The sequence below is a fragment of the Serratia sp. L9 genome (assembly GCF_050632285.1).
GTDB lineage: Bacteria > Pseudomonadota > Gammaproteobacteria > Enterobacterales > Enterobacteriaceae > Chania.
The window spans coordinates 893496-911131 of record NZ_CP192591.1 but is presented as its reverse complement, the minus strand read 5'-3'; the positions used below and the strand labels follow the sequence as shown (position 1 = coordinate 911131).

The 17636-nt window shown below is 51.1% G+C and carries 15 protein-coding genes and 1 tRNA gene; 11 read left to right on the top strand and 5 right to left on the bottom strand.

Translation table 11 applies throughout. The features are described from left to right. The first annotated feature begins 240 nt into the window (after positions 1-240). From eptB to ACQ86O_RS04240, 9 genes are all read left to right on the top strand, one after another. Complete coding sequence (gene eptB / locus ACQ86O_RS04280; RefSeq protein ID WP_431224253.1) at positions 241-1935, top strand: kdo(2)-lipid A phosphoethanolamine 7''-transferase; 1695 nt, start codon at positions 241-243, stop codon at positions 1933-1935. Positions 1936-2172: 237 nt separating this feature from the next. Further along, positions 2173-2249: transfer RNA gene (locus ACQ86O_RS04275), tRNA-Pro, on the top strand. Between the two features lie 1211 nt (positions 2250-3460). Further along, positions 3461-5152, top strand: coding sequence for a glycosyl hydrolase family 18 protein (locus tag ACQ86O_RS04270; protein ID WP_431224252.1), 1692 nt, complete (start codon positions 3461-3463; stop codon positions 5150-5152). Between the two features lie 596 nt (positions 5153-5748). Beyond that, positions 5749-7356: a dipeptide ABC transporter periplasmic-binding protein DppA gene (gene dppA, locus ACQ86O_RS04265; protein WP_431224251.1), complete on the top strand. Its 1608-nt coding sequence runs from the start codon at positions 5749-5751 to the stop codon at positions 7354-7356. Positions 7357-7514: 158 nt separating this feature from the next. Next, a complete protein-coding gene (dppB, locus tag ACQ86O_RS04260; protein ID WP_431224250.1) occupies positions 7515-8534 on the top strand; it encodes a dipeptide ABC transporter permease DppB in 1020 nt (339 codons plus the stop codon). Between the two features lie 11 nt (positions 8535-8545). Further along, positions 8546-9448, top strand: coding sequence for a dipeptide ABC transporter permease DppC (gene dppC / locus ACQ86O_RS04255; protein ID WP_431224249.1), 903 nt, complete (start codon positions 8546-8548; stop codon positions 9446-9448). Between the two features lie 13 nt (positions 9449-9461). Next, the gene (dppD, locus tag ACQ86O_RS04250; RefSeq protein ID WP_431224248.1) at positions 9462-10442 is read left to right on the top strand and encodes a dipeptide ABC transporter ATP-binding protein; all 981 of its coding nucleotides are present in this window, start codon (positions 9462-9464) and stop codon (positions 10440-10442) included. Beyond that, positions 10439-11428: a dipeptide ABC transporter ATP-binding subunit DppF gene (gene dppF, locus ACQ86O_RS04245; protein WP_431224247.1), complete on the top strand. Its 990-nt coding sequence runs from the start codon at positions 10439-10441 to the stop codon at positions 11426-11428. Before dppD ends, dppF begins: the two co-directional genes overlap by 4 nt. A 417-nt stretch (positions 11429-11845) precedes the next feature. Beyond that, complete coding sequence (locus ACQ86O_RS04240; protein WP_431224246.1) at positions 11846-12199, top strand: YebF family protein; 354 nt, start codon at positions 11846-11848, stop codon at positions 12197-12199. Here the strand turns inward: ACQ86O_RS04240 and ACQ86O_RS04235 are convergent. Together ACQ86O_RS04235 and ACQ86O_RS04230 are read right to left on the bottom strand one after the other, a co-directional pair. Then, complete coding sequence (locus ACQ86O_RS04235) at positions 12139-12408, bottom strand: lipid II-degrading bacteriocin (protein WP_431225644.1); 270 nt, start codon at positions 12406-12408, stop codon at positions 12139-12141. The genes ACQ86O_RS04240 and ACQ86O_RS04235 overlap by 61 nt on opposite strands. Positions 12409-12439: 31 nt before the next feature. Then, positions 12440-12790 carry a lipid II-degrading bacteriocin gene (locus tag ACQ86O_RS04230; protein ID WP_431224245.1) on the bottom strand — a complete coding sequence of 117 codons (351 nt, stop codon included), beginning with the start codon at positions 12788-12790 and terminating at the stop codon, positions 12440-12442. A gap of 708 nt (positions 12791-13498) precedes the next feature. On the opposite strand from ACQ86O_RS04230, the gene ACQ86O_RS04225 reads away from it, so the two are divergent. Further along, positions 13499-13867: a colicin E1 family microcin immunity protein gene (locus ACQ86O_RS04225; RefSeq protein WP_431224244.1), complete on the top strand. Its 369-nt coding sequence runs from the start codon at positions 13499-13501 to the stop codon at positions 13865-13867. On the opposite strand, the gene bcsG is transcribed toward ACQ86O_RS04225, so the two are convergent. From bcsG to bcsE, 3 genes are read right to left on the bottom strand one after another with little or no spacing between them, the layout of a single operon-like run. Then, on the bottom strand, positions 13833-15488 hold the full coding sequence (gene bcsG, locus ACQ86O_RS04220; protein WP_431224243.1) for a cellulose biosynthesis protein BcsG: 1656 nt from the start codon (positions 15486-15488) through the stop codon (positions 13833-13835). The genes ACQ86O_RS04225 and bcsG overlap by 35 nt on opposite strands. After that, a complete protein-coding gene (gene bcsF / locus ACQ86O_RS04215) occupies positions 15485-15688 on the bottom strand; it encodes a cellulose biosynthesis protein BcsF (protein WP_431224242.1) in 204 nt (67 codons plus the stop codon). Before bcsF ends, bcsG begins: the two co-directional genes overlap by 4 nt. Then, the gene (bcsE, locus tag ACQ86O_RS04210; protein ID WP_431224241.1) at positions 15685-17247 is read right to left on the bottom strand and encodes a cellulose biosynthesis protein BcsE; all 1563 of its coding nucleotides are present in this window, start codon (positions 17245-17247) and stop codon (positions 15685-15687) included. Before bcsE ends, bcsF begins: the two co-directional genes overlap by 4 nt. Before the next feature lie 193 nt (positions 17248-17440). On the opposite strand from bcsE, the gene bcsR reads away from it, so the two are divergent. Next, the gene (gene bcsR, locus ACQ86O_RS04205; RefSeq protein ID WP_431224240.1) at positions 17441-17635 is read left to right on the top strand and encodes a cellulose biosynthesis protein BcsR; all 195 of its coding nucleotides are present in this window, start codon (positions 17441-17443) and stop codon (positions 17633-17635) included. Position 17636: the final 1 nt, after the last annotated feature.

Here is a 17636-nt window from a genome sequence, read left to right as displayed (position 1 = left end):
CTTGACCTGACTTAATATTAATCCTGCGATTTAGGTCAAAAATGCAGGGCCCCGCTCCCTCATGGCCGTACCGTTCACTCATGTTGGCTGGCGGCAAAAATTAGCAAAAAGTGCTTATTTATTGCGATTTTTCTTGATTATGCTATGGGGAGTGGTGCTTATTGCCCATCGGCTGAACCTGACGGCACATCGACTGTCTGATTGGTTTCAGAACTTGTAAGCCCGGAGCTACAGCGTTACATGAACAAAGTTAAATCGCTATCACAGCAGAATTTATCGTTATTGTTAGCGATCTATATCGGCATATTTTTAAACCTTTCCGTTTTCTACCGTCGTTTTGATTCCTTTGCGCACGGCATTCAGGGGATCAAGGTTGTTTCTGCGGTGACTGAAGTTATCGCCATTGTCTTGTTCACCTTTTTTATCATGCGACTGGTGTCTTTGGGTGGCCGGCTGTTCTATCGCATCATTGCCTCTTTGCTGGTACTGATCTCGGTGGCTGCCAGCTATTACATGACGTTCTTTAACGTGGTGATCGGCTATGGGATTATCGTTTCGGTGATGACCACCGATATCGATCTCTCTAAAGAAGTGGTCGGGATGCACTTTGTGTTGTGGATGATTGTCATCAGCGCCTTGCCGTTGCTGTGCATCTGGCGCAACAATCTGAAAGATACTCTGATTGAACAGTTGAAGACGCCGGGTCATCGTATCAAGCCATTGCTTATTCTGTTGGCGGTGGTGGCGTTGGTATGGCTGCCTCTACGCACGTTGGATAAAGAGCAAAGCGCGCAGGAAAAGATAACCAATATTGACCTGCCAAGTTACGGTGGCGTTGTCGCCCACTCTTATCTGCCTTCAAACTGGATCTCGGCGCTGGGACTGTTTGCTTACACCCGTTACGACGAAAGCCAGGACGAAGCAAACATGTTCGATCCGGGTAAAAACTTCACCTATGTTCCCCCTGCTGGCATTGATGAGACCTATGTGGTGTTTATCATCGGTGAGACCACGCGCTGGGATCATATGGGTATCCTGGGCTATGAACGCGATACAACGCCAAAGTTGTCACAGGAGAAGAACCTGGTGGCATTCCGTGGTGAATCTTGCGATACCTCCACCAAACTTTCGTTGCGCTGTATGTTCGTACGCGAAGGGGGCACGTCGGATAATCCGCAGCGTACGCTGAAAGAACAGAATATCTTCGCGGTGCTGAAAGGGCTGGGGTTCTCATCTGAACTGTTCGCGATGCAAAGTGAAGTGTGGTTCTACAACAACACTGACGTGGATAACTACTCTTTCCGCGAAATGATCGCCTCCGAGAAGCGTAACGACGGCAAATCGGTGGACGATATGCTGCTGGTGGATGAGATGAAAGAGTCCCTGGCGCGTAATCCCGACGGCAAGCATTTGGTGATCTTGCACACCAAAGGCTCACATTATCTCTATTCGCAGCGTTATCCACGCAGTTTCGCCCGTTATCAGCCGGAGTGTATGGGGGTGGATGAGTTCTGCTCCAAAGAGCGTCTGATTAATGCTTATGATAACTCGGTGCTCTACACCGATACCTTTATTGACAGCGTGATTGACCAGGTCCGTGATAAGAAAGCCATCGTGTTTTACGCTGCCGATCATGGTGAATCGATTGGTGAAAACTCGCATTTGCACGGCACGCCGCGGGAAATGGCTCCGCCAGAGCAGTTCCGCGTGCCGCTGATTGTGTGGGCATCAGACAAATATCTTGAAGACCCGCAGCATCTGAGTGCGTTTGAGCAGTTGCAGGCCCAGCAGCGTATTGGCAAAACCCACCGCCATGTGGAGCTGTTTGACAGCATCCTGGGTTGCCTTGGCTATACCTCGCCAGACGGCGGTATTGTGGATAAAAATAACTGGTGCAATATCCCGCAAACTAAAGCCGACAGCGATACGCTGTAATGGGTCTGAAAGGCGGGTATCAGCTTGATGCCCGTCGTGTTTCAAGTTGCAGCGTTGTTACCTGCAGTCACTGGCTTAAGGCAGCGTCAGGGGATAAGTGATCTGGGTATTTGAGCGGCCAATTTGAAATTCATAGGGTATATACTCGCCTTTCTGGCGTTTTTACCATCACTTGGCAGTCTGGGCAGAAAAAGTGATTGACGCGTATGACCCCCAGCAGTAAGATGCGCCCCGCATCGGCGAGTAGCGCAGCTTGGTAGCGCAACTGGTTTGGGACCAGTGGGTCGGAGGTTCGAATCCTCTCTCGCCGACCACATTCAAGAAACCTGCTTTTTAAGCAGGTTTTTTTCGCCTGGAGTTTATGAGGATGAGAACCTCCGCGGAGGTCGACAAATCTGCCGGGAGCAGATTTGCATATCGCGTAAGCGATACCCCGAAGGGGCGAGCAGCAACGATGCAGGCAATAAATGAAAAAAGCCCTGACTGAAATAGCCAGGGCTTTTAGGTTACTGCAAATTTAAAATTTAACATTCATCAACTTAAACGCTTGGTACTGCTTGATACTATTTAAAAATGTACTCGTTTATCACAGATAATATTGGGTACTAAAAAGCTAGCTACATCCTCCCATATACTGACTGGTTATACGAATCCTACTGGTTCAGTAGGTTAAACTGGTACATCTCCCTCGCGATATGAACTATTGATGCGTGGCCTTACTTTCGTTACGCACTCAAATAACACCTACTTAACAATACGTAACATCCACAAACTAAAATCAGAGCCTTACATCATCGCGTTATCGTACACACCCTGCGATCGTCGATACTGACTACGTGGCCTGAAAGCATTATCGAGTGAGCTGTAATCTATGCTCCACTGCGATTGTCCCATACAAAAAATACTTCGTGGCCTTTATCGCAACACACTAAAAAACTTATTAAAGACTCTTTTAACTCAACAGCGAACTATCAAATCACCGCTGTTGAATACCAATCTACGGATTTATTATGCACTGTCAATACTGTTTTTAATAACATGTCTTTATGAGCAGTATTAATATATTTAATTTGAATAAATATCAATAATTTGTGGTGAAATTCACCTGCCAACTCTGCCAGTGAAATGTCCTTTTTATGCGCGAGTACTTTAAATCGCAAAGCCAGAGCTCAGCCTCAAGCGGCTAAGTGATTCTCAGAATCATCATGCAGCATGACAAATATTGATGCTTTGCCAGAAATAAATTCACATACTGCGTAGCCACGGGCGATTGTTACCTAAATGTAAATAAATTCATTATTGACCCCTAAAACCCGATTAATAGCACTATTGTGTTATAGATTTCTTTATCTATATTCTGTTGGTGCGGAACGGGAGTGATTATTCTCGCCGTGAATTGAAATTATATCCGATTATCCATTTTCTTTAATCAGCCATGATTATTGCGGGGCCGTTTTATCCGCGAATTTCGGTAGCTGCATTAAAGATATTTATCTTCTTTCTCTTGGAATTAAAGGAATCAGTTATGCGCAAATTTAATAAACCGCTGTTAGCGTTGTTGATAGGTAGTACGTTGTGTTCGGCGGCGCAGGCTGCCGCGCCGGGGAAGCCCGTGTTGGCCTGGGGTGAGACCAAGTTCGCCATTATTGAAGTCGACCAGGCGGCAACGGCTTATAATAATCTGGTGAAAGTAAAAAATGCTGCCGACGTAGCCGTTTCATGGAACTTATGGAATGGTGATGTGGGAACAACGGCAAAGGTTTTATTAAACGGCAAAGAAGTATGGACTGGGCCTTCTACCGGTGCTGCCGGTACGGCCAATTTTAAAGTGAATAAAGGCGGCCGTTATCAAATGCAGGTGGCATTATGTAATGCCGATGGTTGCACTGCCAGCGATGCCAAGGAAATTATTATTGCCGATACGGACGGCAGCCATTTGGCTCCGTTAGCAGAACCGCTGCGGGAGAAAAATAAGCCTTATAAACAGGATTCCGGCAAAGTGGTGGGGTCTTATTTTGTTGAGTGGGGGGTTTATGGCCGTAACTTCACGGTAGATAAAATCCCGGCCCAGAATCTGACCCATCTGCTGTATGGTTTTATCCCGATTTGCGGCGGTGATGGTATCAACGATAGCCTCAAAGAGATCGAGGGCAGTTTCCAGGCGCTGCAGCGTTCGTGCCAAGGGCGTGAAGATTTTAAGGTCTCGATCCACGATCCTTTTGCCGCCTTGCAGAAGGGCCAGAAAGGCGTCGGTGCCTGGGACGATCCCTATAAAGGCAACTTTGGCCAGTTGATGGCGTTGAAGCAAGCTAGGCCAGATCTGAAAATCCTGCCGTCAATCGGCGGTTGGACGCTGTCGGATCCGTTCTTCTTTATGGGGGATCAGGTAAAGCGCGATCGCTTTGTCGCCTCGGTGAAGGAGTTCCTGCAAACCTGGAAGTTTTTTGACGGCGTCGATATTGACTGGGAATTCCCAGGCGGCCAAGGTGCCAACCCGAATCTGGGAAGTGCGCAAGATGGCGCCACTTACGTCCAATTGATGAAGGATTTGCGCGCCATGCTGGATCAGCTTTCGGCAGAGACGGGTCGCAAATACGAGCTGACTTCGGCTATCAGCGCGGGTAAGGACAAAATCGACAAGGTGGATTACAACACGGCGCAGAACGCGATGGATCATATTTTCCTGATGAGTTATGACTTCTATGGGGCGTTCGATTTGAAAAATCTGGGCCACCAGACGGCGCTGAATGCACCTGCCTGGAAACCGGATACTGCTTATACCACCAGTAACGGCGTCAATGCACTGCTGGCACAGGGGGTCAAGCCGGGTAAAATTGTGGTGGGAGCAGCAATGTACGGGCGTGGTTGGACCGGCGTGAACGGCTACCAGAACAACAACCCGTTCAGCGGTACGGCCACCGGGCCAGTTAAAGGCACCTGGGAGAACGGTATCGTAGATTATCGTCAGATCGCTAATGAGAATATGAGCGGCGAATGGGTATACAGCTACGACGCCACGGCAGAAGCACCTTACGTGTTCAAAGCCTCTAGCGGCGATCTGATCACCTTCGACGATGCACGCTCCATCCAGGCAAAAGGCAAATATGTGTTGGATAAGCAGTTGGGCGGGCTATTTTCGTGGGAAATCGACGCCGATAACGGTGATATTCTCAACAATATGAACGCCAGCCTGGGTAATTCGGCCACGGGGCAGTAATAGGAGTGTCGCTATGCCGGGGGCGATTTATCCCCGGCTTATTTCCCCGGTGAGAGTTTTTTGCATCACACAAATTGTGGCCAACCCCCGTTCAAAAAACGTCCACTTCCCTCACTCTTTCGGGTGGCGCTTCAGCATTTCCTACTGTCTTTTACCTTGATCACAAAAATAACCGTTCAGATATTCATCATTCAGTAACAAACTTTTTTAGTTTTTTATCGGAGCTTAACGCTGGATGCGTTCTGTTACATAGCTCATTACCCTGAAAAATGGCGCTTAGCATAAATTTTAATGCTGTAACTGTTACGGAAAGGTTTTTTTTATGTTTGTTTGCTGTTTCTCACAGTCTATGTAAATCCCTACTGGTTATATTGACGACACTCAAAACAGTTGGCAATTTGGTAACCTCAGGGATAAGAGCGATAGGTGTATGAGTGGCTCACACGCGCTTAAAACGCCCAGCCGTGATGCGTTCCATCCGGCACTCTCGCACTTTTTTCCTCCTGCTCTCGGGCACCGACTGCACAGGCAGTGCAATAAAAAATATAGGGCCTGGCAGTAATTACACACATCACATCACATACGGAGCACTAGCGATGACAAGTTCCTTGGGTAAATCAGGGATTCTGAAATTCGGTATTGGGCTGATTGCGTTGACCGTTGCGGCCAGCGTACAGGCAAAGACACTGGTTTACTGTTCTGAAGGTTCTCCTGAAGGGTTCAACCCGCAGTTGTTCACTTCCGGCACCACCTATGATGCCAGCTCAGTGCCAATTTATAACCGTCTGGTCGAGTTCAAACTGGGTACCACCGAGCTGGAACCTGGCCTGGCCGAGAAATGGGACGTTAGCGAAGACGGCAAAACCTATACCTTCCACCTGCGCAAAGGCGTGAAGTGGCAAGACAGTAAAGCGTTCAAACCGACCCGTGATTTCAATGCTGACGACGTTGTTTATTCCTTTATGCGCCAGCTCGATCCGAACCACCCTTACCACAAGGTTTCTGGCGGTAGCTATGAATACTTCCAGGGTATGGGCATGGGGGAGCTGATCAGCAAAGTCGAGAAAGTGGACGACAATACCGTGCGTTTCACGCTGACACGTCCGGAAGCCCCATTCCTGGCTGACCTGGGTATGGACTTTGCTTCCATCCTGTCTGCGGAATACGCCGACAATATGTTGAAAGCCGGCACGCCGGAGAAAGTGGATCTGAACCCTGTCGGTACCGGTCCGTTCCAGCTGTTGCAGTATCAGAAAGACTCCAAGATCCTCTACAAGGCCTTTGAAGGCTACTGGGGCACCAAGCCGAAGATCGATCGCCTGGTATTCTCCATCACGCCAGACGCCTCGGTGCGTTATGCCAAACTGCAGAAAAACGAGTGCCAGGTCATGCCGTACCCGAACCCGGCTGACATCGCTCGTATGAAGCAGGACAAAACCCTCAACCTGATGGAACAGCCTGGCCTGAACGTGGGCTATCTGTCGTTCAACGTTGAGAAAAAACCGCTGGATAACGTGAAAGTGCGTCAGGCGCTGACCATGGCGGTGAACAAACAAGCCATCATTGACGCGGTTTATCAGGGTGCAGGCCAGCCTGCCAAGAACCTGATCCCACCAACCATGTGGGGCTACAACGATGCGGTGCAGGATTACGCATACAATCCGGACAAGGCCAAAGAACTGCTGAAAGAAGCGGGTATGCCAGACGGTTTCTCTATCGATCTGTGGGCAATGCCGGTACAGCGTCCGTATAACCCGAACGCTCGCCGCATGGCGGAAATGATCCAGTCCGACTGGGCGAAGATTGGCGTGAATGCCAAGATCGTTTCTTACGAGTGGGGCGAATACCTCAAGCGTGCCAAAGATGGTGAACACCAGACGGTAATGATGGGGTGGACCGGTGACAATGGGGACCCTGACAACTTCTTCGCTACGCTGTTCAGCTGCGCAGCGGCGAAAGATGGCTCCAACTACTCCCGTTGGTGTTACAAGCCATTTGAGGATCTGATCCAACCTGCTCGTTCCGAATCGAACCACGAAAAACGCGTAGAACTTTACAAGCAGGCTCAGGTGGTGATGCACGATCAGGCTCCGGCACTGATTATTGCTCACTCAACCGTTTACGAGCCAGTGCGTAAAGAAGTGAAGGGCTATGTGGTGGATCCGCTTGGTAAGCATCACTTTGAGAACGTTTCTCTGGATTAATCCTGCCCGATAAGGCCGGTTTTGGGACCGAATTTGCAGGGGCGCAATACGTTGCGCCCCTGCATTCCCGTCCCCAGAAGAATGTCGTGAAGAGTGTGAGTTTTAATAAGCCTGGCGGACGATGAGCTACCAGGCACTTTATACAGAGAGTTCGGGATATGTTGCAGTTCATACTCCGACGTTTGGGGTTAGTTATCCCAACGTTTATCGGCATAACATTGCTGACTTTTGCATTCGTCCATATGATCCCCGGCGATCCGGTGACCATCATGGCCGGGGAACGCGGGATCTCCGCAGAGCGCCATGCACAGCTCATGGCCGAGATGGGGCTGGACAAACCGCTCTATCAACAATATTTCCATTACGTAACCAACGTGCTGCATGGCGATCTGGGTACGTCCCTCAAGAGCCGTATTTCCGTTTGGGAAGAGTTTGTCCCCCGCTTTAAGGCCACCCTGGAGCTGGGTTTCTGCGCGATGCTTTTCGCGGTGATTGTCGGTATTCCTGTGGGGGTGCTGGCGGCGGTCAAACGCGGTTCGGTGTTTGATCATACCGCCGTGGGGGTCTCGCTGACCGGCTATTCGATGCCGATTTTCTGGTGGGGCATGATGCTGATCATGCTGGTGTCGGTGCAGCTCAATCTCACGCCCGTATCGGGGCGAATAAGCGATACGGTATTCCTCGACGACAGCCTGCCGTTGACCGGATTTATGCTGATCGACACCCTGATCTGGGGTGAGCCAGGCGACTTCATCGATGCCGTGATGCATATGATCCTGCCTGCTATCGTATTGGGCACCATTCCGCTGGCAGTTATTGTGCGTATGACCCGTTCCTCGATGCTGGAAGTGCTTGGGGAAGACTACATTCGTACCGCGCGCGCCAAAGGGGTGAGCCGTATGCGGGTGATCGTGGTACACGCACTGCGTAACGCCTTGCTGCCGGTGGTCACCGTGATTGGTCTTCAGGTCGGCACCATGCTGGCCGGGGCGATCCTGACCGAAACCATCTTCTCCTGGCCGGGATTGGGCCGCTGGCTGATGGATGCGCTGCAACGCCGGGATTACCCGGTTGTCCAGGGTGGCGTGTTGCTGGTCGCCTGTATGATTATTCTGGTTAACCTGCTGGTAGACGTGCTCTACGGCGTCGTTAACCCGCGCATTCGCCACAAGAAATAAGGGGCGCTCTGATGTCTCAAATTACCGAGTCTGTAGTGAAAGGTGCGCCGAAGCCAATGACCCCACTCCAGGAGTTTTGGCACTATTTCAAGCGCAACAAAGGGGCCGTTGTTGGCCTGATTTATATCGTTATCATGCTGATTATTGCGCTGGGGGCCGGGTTCCTGGCTCCGCATGCGCCAGCCGAACAGTTCCGTGATGCCTTGCTCAGACCACCGGTCTGGCAGGAAGGCGGCAGCTGGCAATACCTGTTGGGTACCGACGATGTGGGCCGTGATGTGTTGTCGCGCCTGATGTACGGTGCCAGGCTCTCGCTGCTGGTTGGTTGCCTGGTGGTGGTGCTCTCGCTGATTATGGGCGTGGTGTTTGGCCTGCTGGCCGGTTACTTCGGCGGCGTGGTCGATGCCATCATCATGCGTGTGGTCGACATCATGCTGGCGCTGCCAAGCCTGCTGTTGGCTCTGGTACTGGTGGCGGTATTTGGCCCGTCAATCGTTAACGCCTCGCTGGCGCTGACCTTTGTGGCCCTGCCGCACTATGTCCGTCTGACCCGCGCCGCGGTGCTGGTAGAAGTGAACCGTGATTACGTCACGGCTTCCCGCGTAGCGGGGGCCGGGGCAACTCGACAGATGTTCGTCAATATCTTGCCAAACTGCCTGGCACCGCTAATCGTGCAGGCTTCTCTTGGTTTCTCGAACGCTATCCTGGACATGGCCGCGCTCGGCTTTCTGGGCATGGGTGCGCAACCGCCAACGCCGGAGTGGGGCACCATGCTCTCCGACGTTTTGCAGTTCGCACAAAGTGCCTGGTGGGTTGTGACCTTCCCAGGGGTGGCAATTCTGCTGACGGTTTTGGCATTTAACCTGATGGGTGACGGGTTGCGTGATGCTCTCGACCCTAAACTCAAGCAGTAACGAGGAACGGACCATGGCGTTATTGAATGTAGACAAGCTTTCGGTGCACTTCGGTGACGAAGGCGCGCCGTTCCGCGCGGTAGACCGAATCAGTTATAGCGTGGAACAAGGCCAGGTAGTGGGTATTGTCGGCGAGTCCGGCTCCGGTAAGTCCGTCAGTTCGCTGGCGATCATGGGGTTGATTGATTACCCCGGTAAAGTCATGGCCGATAAGTTGGAGTTTAACGGCCAGGATTTGCGGAAAATCTCTGAAAAGGAACGCCGCCAACTGGTGGGTTCCGAAGTGGCGATGATTTTCCAGGATCCGATGACCAGCCTCAATCCGTGCTACACCGTGGGCTACCAGATTATGGAGGCGCTGAAGGTGCATCAGGGCGGCAACCGTCGCACTCGTCGCCAGCGAGCTATCGATCTGCTCAATCAGGTCGGTATTCCCGATCCGGCCTCGCGGCTGGATGTTTACCCGCACCAACTTTCCGGTGGGATGAGCCAGCGCGTGATGATCGCCATGGCGATCGCCTGCCGGCCAAAACTGCTGATTGCCGATGAGCCGACTACCGCGCTCGACGTGACCATTCAGGCACAGATCATTGAGTTGCTGCTCGAGCTGCAACAGCGCGAAAACATGGCGCTGCTGCTGATCACTCACGATCTGGCGCTGGTGGCCGAAGCGGCACATCACATCATCGTGATGTATGCCGGGCAGGTGGTGGAGTCCGGTAAGTCATCGGAAATCTTCCGTGCGCCACGCCATCCGTACACTCAGGCGCTGCTGCGTGCCTTGCCGGAGTTTGCTACCGACAAGGCGCGTCTGGCTTCACTGCCGGGTGTGGTGCCGGGTAAATATGATCGGCCAGAAGGCTGCCTGCTGAACCCACGTTGCCCGTATGCCACAGAACGTTGCCGTGTAGAAGAGCCGGAACTGCGTAGCATTCCTGGCCGTCAGGTTAAATGTCACACACCGCTGGATGATGCGGGGAGGCCGACCGTATGAGCCAGAACTACCCTTTATTGCAGGCTATTGACCTGAAAAAACATTACCCGGTCAAGAAGGGGTTGTTTGCCCCGGAACGGCTGGTAAAAGCGCTGGATGGCGTTTCCTTTACCCTTGAGCGCGGCAAGACGCTGGCGGTAGTGGGGGAATCTGGCTGTGGCAAGTCCACGCTGGGTCGTCTGCTGACCATGATTGAAGTGCCGACCGGTGGTGAGCTTTACTATCAGGGGCAAGATTTGCTCAAGCCGGACGTTACGGCGGAGAAGCTACGCCGCCAGAAGATCCAGATCGTGTTCCAGAATCCTTACGGATCGTTGAACCCGCGTAAGAAAGTCGGGCAGATCCTTGAGGAGCCGTTACAGATCAATACCGAGTTGAGCCGGGCCGAAAGGCGTGAAAAAGCGTTGGAGATGATGGCGAAGGTCGGTCTGAAAACCGAACATTATGATCGTTATCCGCATATGTTCTCCGGTGGTCAACGCCAGCGTATTGCTATTGCGCGTGGTCTGATGCTCAACCCGGATGTGGTGATTGCCGATGAGCCGGTTTCCGCGCTGGACGTGTCGGTGCGTGCGCAGGTGCTGAATCTGATGATGGATCTGCAGCAGGATCTGGGGCTGTCATACGTGTTCATCTCTCACGATCTGTCGGTGGTGGAACACATTGCTGATGAAGTGATGGTGATGTACCTCGGCCGCTGCGTGGAGAAAGGCAGTAAAGACGCCATTTTCAATAATCCGCGCCATCCGTACACTCAGGCACTGCTATCTGCTACGCCGCGTCTGAACCCGGATATGCGCCGTGAGCGCATCAAACTGACCGGTGAGCTGCCTAGCCCGATGAACCCGCCGCCGGGCTGTGCGTTTAACGCTCGCTGCCGTCGTGCCTTTGGCACCTGCACCCAGTTGCAACCACAGCTCAAGCAGTATGGTGACCAGATGGTGGCCTGTTTTGCTGTCGACCAGGAAGAAACGGCTGGGTCTTGAGGCCGCTCTCCAGGCTGGCAACTTACCTCAGCAACACTGCCATGTTGTTCTCAATCTGACGCCGGTAGCGATACCGGCGTTTTTTATGGGTGCGGCTCAGAAATCTGCTGTGTGCGATGCGGCGTTAGACGCTCAACGGCAGGCGGGTAATTTCGGTCATGGTTTTGTTAAACGCTGTTATTTTTTCGATCTCGCTTTGTCGTCCTGAAAGCCGCTGATGGCCCTTGGCTGTTGTCAATACACGTTGTTTAATGGCCTCACTCCTATTTCTTTTGCTCATCGAAATACTTCAGAATATATTTTAAAGTTATGCCGACTTCACGCAAACTTCACAAAAGGAAGATAGCTTAATTGAATTGCATCTTGCATTGCGTGCAAGAATATTATTATTACGTGAAGTTAATAAGAGAGAAAATTATGCAGTGGGTGAAAGTTTTTATGACACTTTACATTTTATCAACTTTTTCTTCGACTGTGGCAGCAGCAGAAGAATTTCAAGTTTGTAACTATGAAAAAGTAGATGAATTAATCAGTGTTGTTCAGGATGATTTCTATAAAATTAGAATGCCTCGGTGGGAAAAGGACTCCGAAGTTTTAGGGACACAAAAGCCAGACTTAATTTTTGATAAAAATAATATCACAGGTTCTGACGTGATCCTCTTGCCATTTATTGCTGGCGGTATACAGCATAAAAAGGAATACTTTGCACTTTATAAGTGCCGTGATGGGAATATAGAATATTCATCCGGAAATTTCGCCCCTTTAAAATAAAGGGGTGAACAGATATTATTATCTCTTACCACTATATTTTTCTGGGAGATCACCAGGAATGGTAATTGTATATGGTTTTCCGTTGATGGCAGGTAATATAGTGGTTGCTTTCGCCTAATGTACCTCCGATGCGAGCTAGGGTTTGCATCAAAGGTCTTATTATATGCTCTTATAACCCCATTGTAATTCCAGACACCATTTTGCTGTATGGATAGGATCCCCTCCGTTTTCAGCGTAATGTTACCAAGGTAGGCGGCATGGGATCATGCCATTCTTGGAAGTCTCTCTCGTGAAGTTGGATGAAATATCAAACACCCCGACTTGCCCACTATTGATAACGCTCATTACTGGAGGAATATCGGATGCTTTCAATTTCATTCTAATGTTTTCAATCTTAATCCTTCGCTCCTCCCCATTGCCAAGAATATAATAAGCAAGTGCGGCAACGGGGGTAACAACACCTCCTGTAAACTCTTTTACAGCATCACGCTTAAAATCAAATTGACCAGGAGCTTGACCAAATGGATAAGGATGATGCGTTGAATCATAATAATTCCACCAAATACCATTGCTTAACTTACCTTTCCACACAACTTGTTTTTCGCTATAAGCGGCAAAGTAAGAAGAGAGCCAATTTCATTTGCATCTTTATTAGCCAATGTGTTAATTAGGCTGACAAAAGCGTCATGAGTCCATCGTCACTCTGGCAATATGGCCTCACCGCCATAGTTATTATTTGCTCATTTGATGGGATATTTGGTGAAGATACGACTACGCCTAAACCGGCCATATTACCTGGTGTTAAAGGTTTAGCTGTTACAATCATTACGTCAGACATTTTATATTCTCCGTTTTCGGTTTTCGAAAATTAACCAAGCTTTAAAACTCATAATACACATAGCAATCATCTGTGTATAAACAGTGTTTTATTTTAGTGAGTTTGCCGAGTCGATAGAGATGTGTCGTGTGGATGTTGATACAAAAATTAAAAGAAATTTTCTAGATAAGGAGGGAACCGAAAAATGAATAGTGCTAGCGGAATTAGGCCACCGTTATCAGTATCTGCTTTCCGTTCCCTGTAAAATTAGGAAATCTGCTGACAGATGTAGTTCCAGTGTCCGGGGGATGATGCCAGCTGTCCGGTGAACAGGATTTTCCCCTGTGTTGTTCTCTTTCATACGCTTTTCTGCAGGGGGCAGCATCTTCGCATGGCTAGAATAGTAAAATAGAAACCAATGTGCAGGAGCAATGCGGGAGACGTGGTGATGACCAAGGCATTTTATCTAAAGAATGTAGTGTATGGTTCTCTGTGGGGGCTTGGCAGTGTATATCGATTACACCGGTTTCAATCAGGGCCATTCGGTAGGTATGTACCTCATCTTTGGGCTGTCAGCAGTCCTCTTTCCTTTCGCAAAATGCCTGATTGAAACGCTGGCACTCAAATACACTACGCGTGAGTTCTGGTCGCGGGGACTGTTTGTTGAAACTGCGGCAAAGAATGGCCTCTACGCCCTGTACCATATGGCTTGCTTCGTTGTTTCCATCCCTCAATGGATGACTATCGAAACCAAATGGGCGCAGCATGCAGCGCCCCTACAGCATGGTTTCTGCCTCTGGCCAGCTTCCCCACCGCTTACTGAGGATAAGGTACCCAGTCGCCACCGTTAAGGCGAATATATGGCTTGCCCTGATATTGCATCACGATGGCATTGTCGTTCTCGGAAATCACGGCGGTCTGAGGCAGGTCACGCGTTAAAGCTTGCCAATCGACGCTCGGCGCGGTGAATACCTTGCCATCAACCAGTCTCGAGATCAGCTCAGACATCGCCAGATAACTGCTCGGGGTCTTGATCTCCAGCGGGCTGCCCTGATGTGGAGCCTGCATCCCGATCAGTTTTATGCCAACTGGCGTATGGGTAATATTCGGGCTCGGAATATCACGCAGCCCGGACATCTGCATCTTGTCGCCCACCAGGGCCGCACCGTGTTCCGGCACCACCACTACCATCACTTTGCGCCCCGATTTCTGCAGCTCATCCAGGAAGGTGTTCAACTGATCGAACAGCTTTTGCGCCCTTGGCTGGTAATCGGCACTCTTGTTGGTGCCGACAAGCCGGTTGCCATCATGCAGCGGAATGGTATTGAAGAAGGTTGCGGTACGGGCATCACCCTCTTTTTTCTGTTGTTCAAGCCAGCGGTTGAGCAACTCCAAATCGTTATATATCGGTTCACCGTCGAACGAGGCCAACTGATTACTGATACCGGCCTGTGACATCAGCGGTGCCTGCATATCCCCTTGTTCGCGCAGCTCTTTCAGGAAATTACCGAATACGCCGGAGTGGTCCAGCATCAGTTGCTGTTTAAAGCCCAGCCTGGCCAGATTATCAAACAGGTAGCATTGCTGATTGGCCGGTTGATACAGATCGTGGTGCGAAGTCTGGCCACAGCTGGCGCGCAGCAGGCGGATTGCCGCCGGGCCGCTGTAGGCGGTAGCCGAGTTGAAGTTGGTGAACATGATGTCCATCTTCGCCCACAGCGGGTGGTTTTGCAGATTGACGGCATCCATATCGGCCCAGGCCAGCGAACAGATGTTAATGATCAACACATCAAACGGCTGCGCATCGGCGGGCAGGGCGGTTGGGAAGGTGGTCGTCCTGGCTTTCTCCTGCTCGTAAAACTTGTTCAGATAGGCGGTGAGATTGGCGCTGGTCGGAGGGCCATTGGCGGCGGGAAGATTGCCAGCCGGGGCTGCCGCCGTGGTTGGCGCGGGTGTCGCATCAGACGCCGCAACCTGGCTGGTCGCAGGCAATAACGACATTGCCGGGCCAGCAATAGTGATCAGGTTCAGCCATACCAGCGCCGCGACGGTAAACACCGTCACGCGGATCCATTGCGCCAGGAACAGATAGCCGATCAGCAACACAAAACCGGCACCTATCATCTGCCAGTTGATAAAGCGATCGACCAGTTCAAGCAGATACTGGGCGCTGAAACCGGTGAGTTGCGAGCCTTGGCTGAGGATGCTGTTAATCCCGGGCAGCCAGGTGTCGTGGTAGAACAGGCCGATACCGATCGGAATGGCAATGATATGCCGCCAGCGGTGCCAACGTGGCGAGGGGATCGGCATCAGCAAAAATGCCATAAACACCAGATTGGGCAGCGCATGGAAATTCAGATAGCCAAACCACAGCAGGCCGAATTTGGCCAGAAAATAGAAGTTCCAGCCACCGAGACCGCGCCAGTAGCGCCACAGAGTATTGCCGGTTTGCGTGTTGTCTTTATCCGTCATTGTGGTTTTTTACGCTTAATCTTTGAGGTGGAACCTTCGCGCACCCAGAGTCCAGCCGACTTTAAGTAGCGCGGTGATAACAACAGGTTTTGCCAAGCCTGGAACCCGTTGGGGAAACGGCGATGCAACGCATATCCCAATGGAATAAAGACGAGTGCACACAGGAAAACCAACTGGATAATATCGCCAAGGCCGGTCATGTTCGCTCCTCCAGCCCATAACTCAAGAGCGTGAAGGGCACAGGTTCACGGCGTTCTGCCTGATCTTCTGTTACCGCCGCGTGGGTTTTGACAGCCTCGGGCTGCTGCTTGGCCACCGGTAGTGACAGCTCGATATGTTGTGCCAGTAATCTGATTTTGGCGGTGATATCCACATCCTGATGCCAGACTACCCGGTTACTGAACGCCTCGCTGACTGGCAGGCGGAAAATAAATTTCAATGCGGTCTCCAGATCGTTAATCCTGCAGGTGGAGAGGAACAGGAACAAGCGGTTCTGCGCTACGGTCATGACATCGCCAAAACGGCGCAGATGGCACAGCGTCATTGATTGGCGGGCGGTTAACCCTGGGGCAGGGCGCAGGGCGATCATTACGCCCTTGCCATCTTCCGGCAACAGTGTGTTTTCCATCAGGGAAATCACCGCTTTGCTGAAATCCTCCAGCGGCATATAGCCTTTTAATGGCAAGGGGCGCAGCCCGGCCAGCAAGGCATCAATATCCGCCGGAACATGGCGTGATAGCCGCTGGCCCTGAATGCCCTCCAGCATGGTCAGGAAGCTGGAAAGAGGTGCCACATGGGGCACAATCAGGTTGGCTCCGCAGGCCAGCAGCAACCGCTCATCGCTGTAACGCAGGCTGGCGCTCATTTCGCGCACCACAATTTTCAACCCGTCACCCCGGCTGCGGCGCAGGCTGTGGATAAAGTGCGCCAGCTCATCAATTTCATCGCTCTGATACAGGGCGAAAATCAGCGTGGCGGCTATCGTCGCCATACCGCGCTGCATCAGTTGCTGATTGCTGTTGAACAGCCGCCAGTTGGCCGACAGCGGAGGGGCTCCCTCCAGAATACGCTGTTCGGCCAGGCATAGGCTTTCGTCGTTGCGTTCCGCCGTGGGGGAGGGTTTATTGCTGTCGTCCTCCCCTTGCCAGCCTTGCGCGCTCTGGGTCAGGGTAAACAGCTGGTTGGCGTTGATGCCGTTGGCCGTGCTCCACCAGTTCACCAGATATTGGGCGCTGTCCTGTTGCCATTGCAGGCTGGCCAGGCCGTTGAGGATACGGTGTTCGGCGCTCAACTGGCCTTTCAGCTTGTTGACACCGCTGCCGTGGCTGAGGATGAGCAGCGTGCACTGCTGTTGGTTCAGCCATTTGCCGAGCTTAGAGGCCCAGGCGCGCAGTTCCTCGCTGGTAAAGGTTTGCCACAGGCTGGCGTGAGCCAGCAGGATCAGCAATCGGTTTTCAGTTTTTAACGTGCGCATCAAATCGTCGCTGAGATGCCACAGCGCCGCTTTCTTTTCCGGCAAGGTATATAAAGGAAACTTTTTTAATGCGCAGGGAAAAGGTTCGGCCAGTAAGTTATCCGGTTGATCACCGCTGCAAATCAAAGCCAATGGGCTGTTTTCGGTTTGGGACGCAATAATTTGCCGGCAAAGCAAATTGGCATCGGCCTGACGATCGACATTGACCCAATAAAATCCTGGGGATTGCATTACCGATAATTCCTGCCAAATACGCCGGATACCTAATACAAAAGTTTGAGCCATGGATTTATTCTACTTTCGTTGAAAGTGAAGCAGACCAACCAACTTTCGTCACATTAAAAACGTAACGTTGAAATTATCATAGCAAATTTGGCGCAGTGATCGATTATATCCGTTTGGATTCATCTTATTGCCCCTGTTTTTTCTGAACGTTGCTATAGTCATTTAACATTAGCCTATATTTTAAGGCGGCAAGATGAATAATGATGAGTGGATGAGCTTTCATGCTCAGGTTCCGTTGGAAATTGAAGACGACCTGCAGGCATTAAGCCATGCTTTTTCTTTGCCCAAGCTGAACTATATCGATATTTCACGGCAGGAACGGTTAACGCAAATGATGACGCGTTGGCCGCTGTTGGCTGAGTTGGCGAAAAAAACGGGGAGTAGCTGAG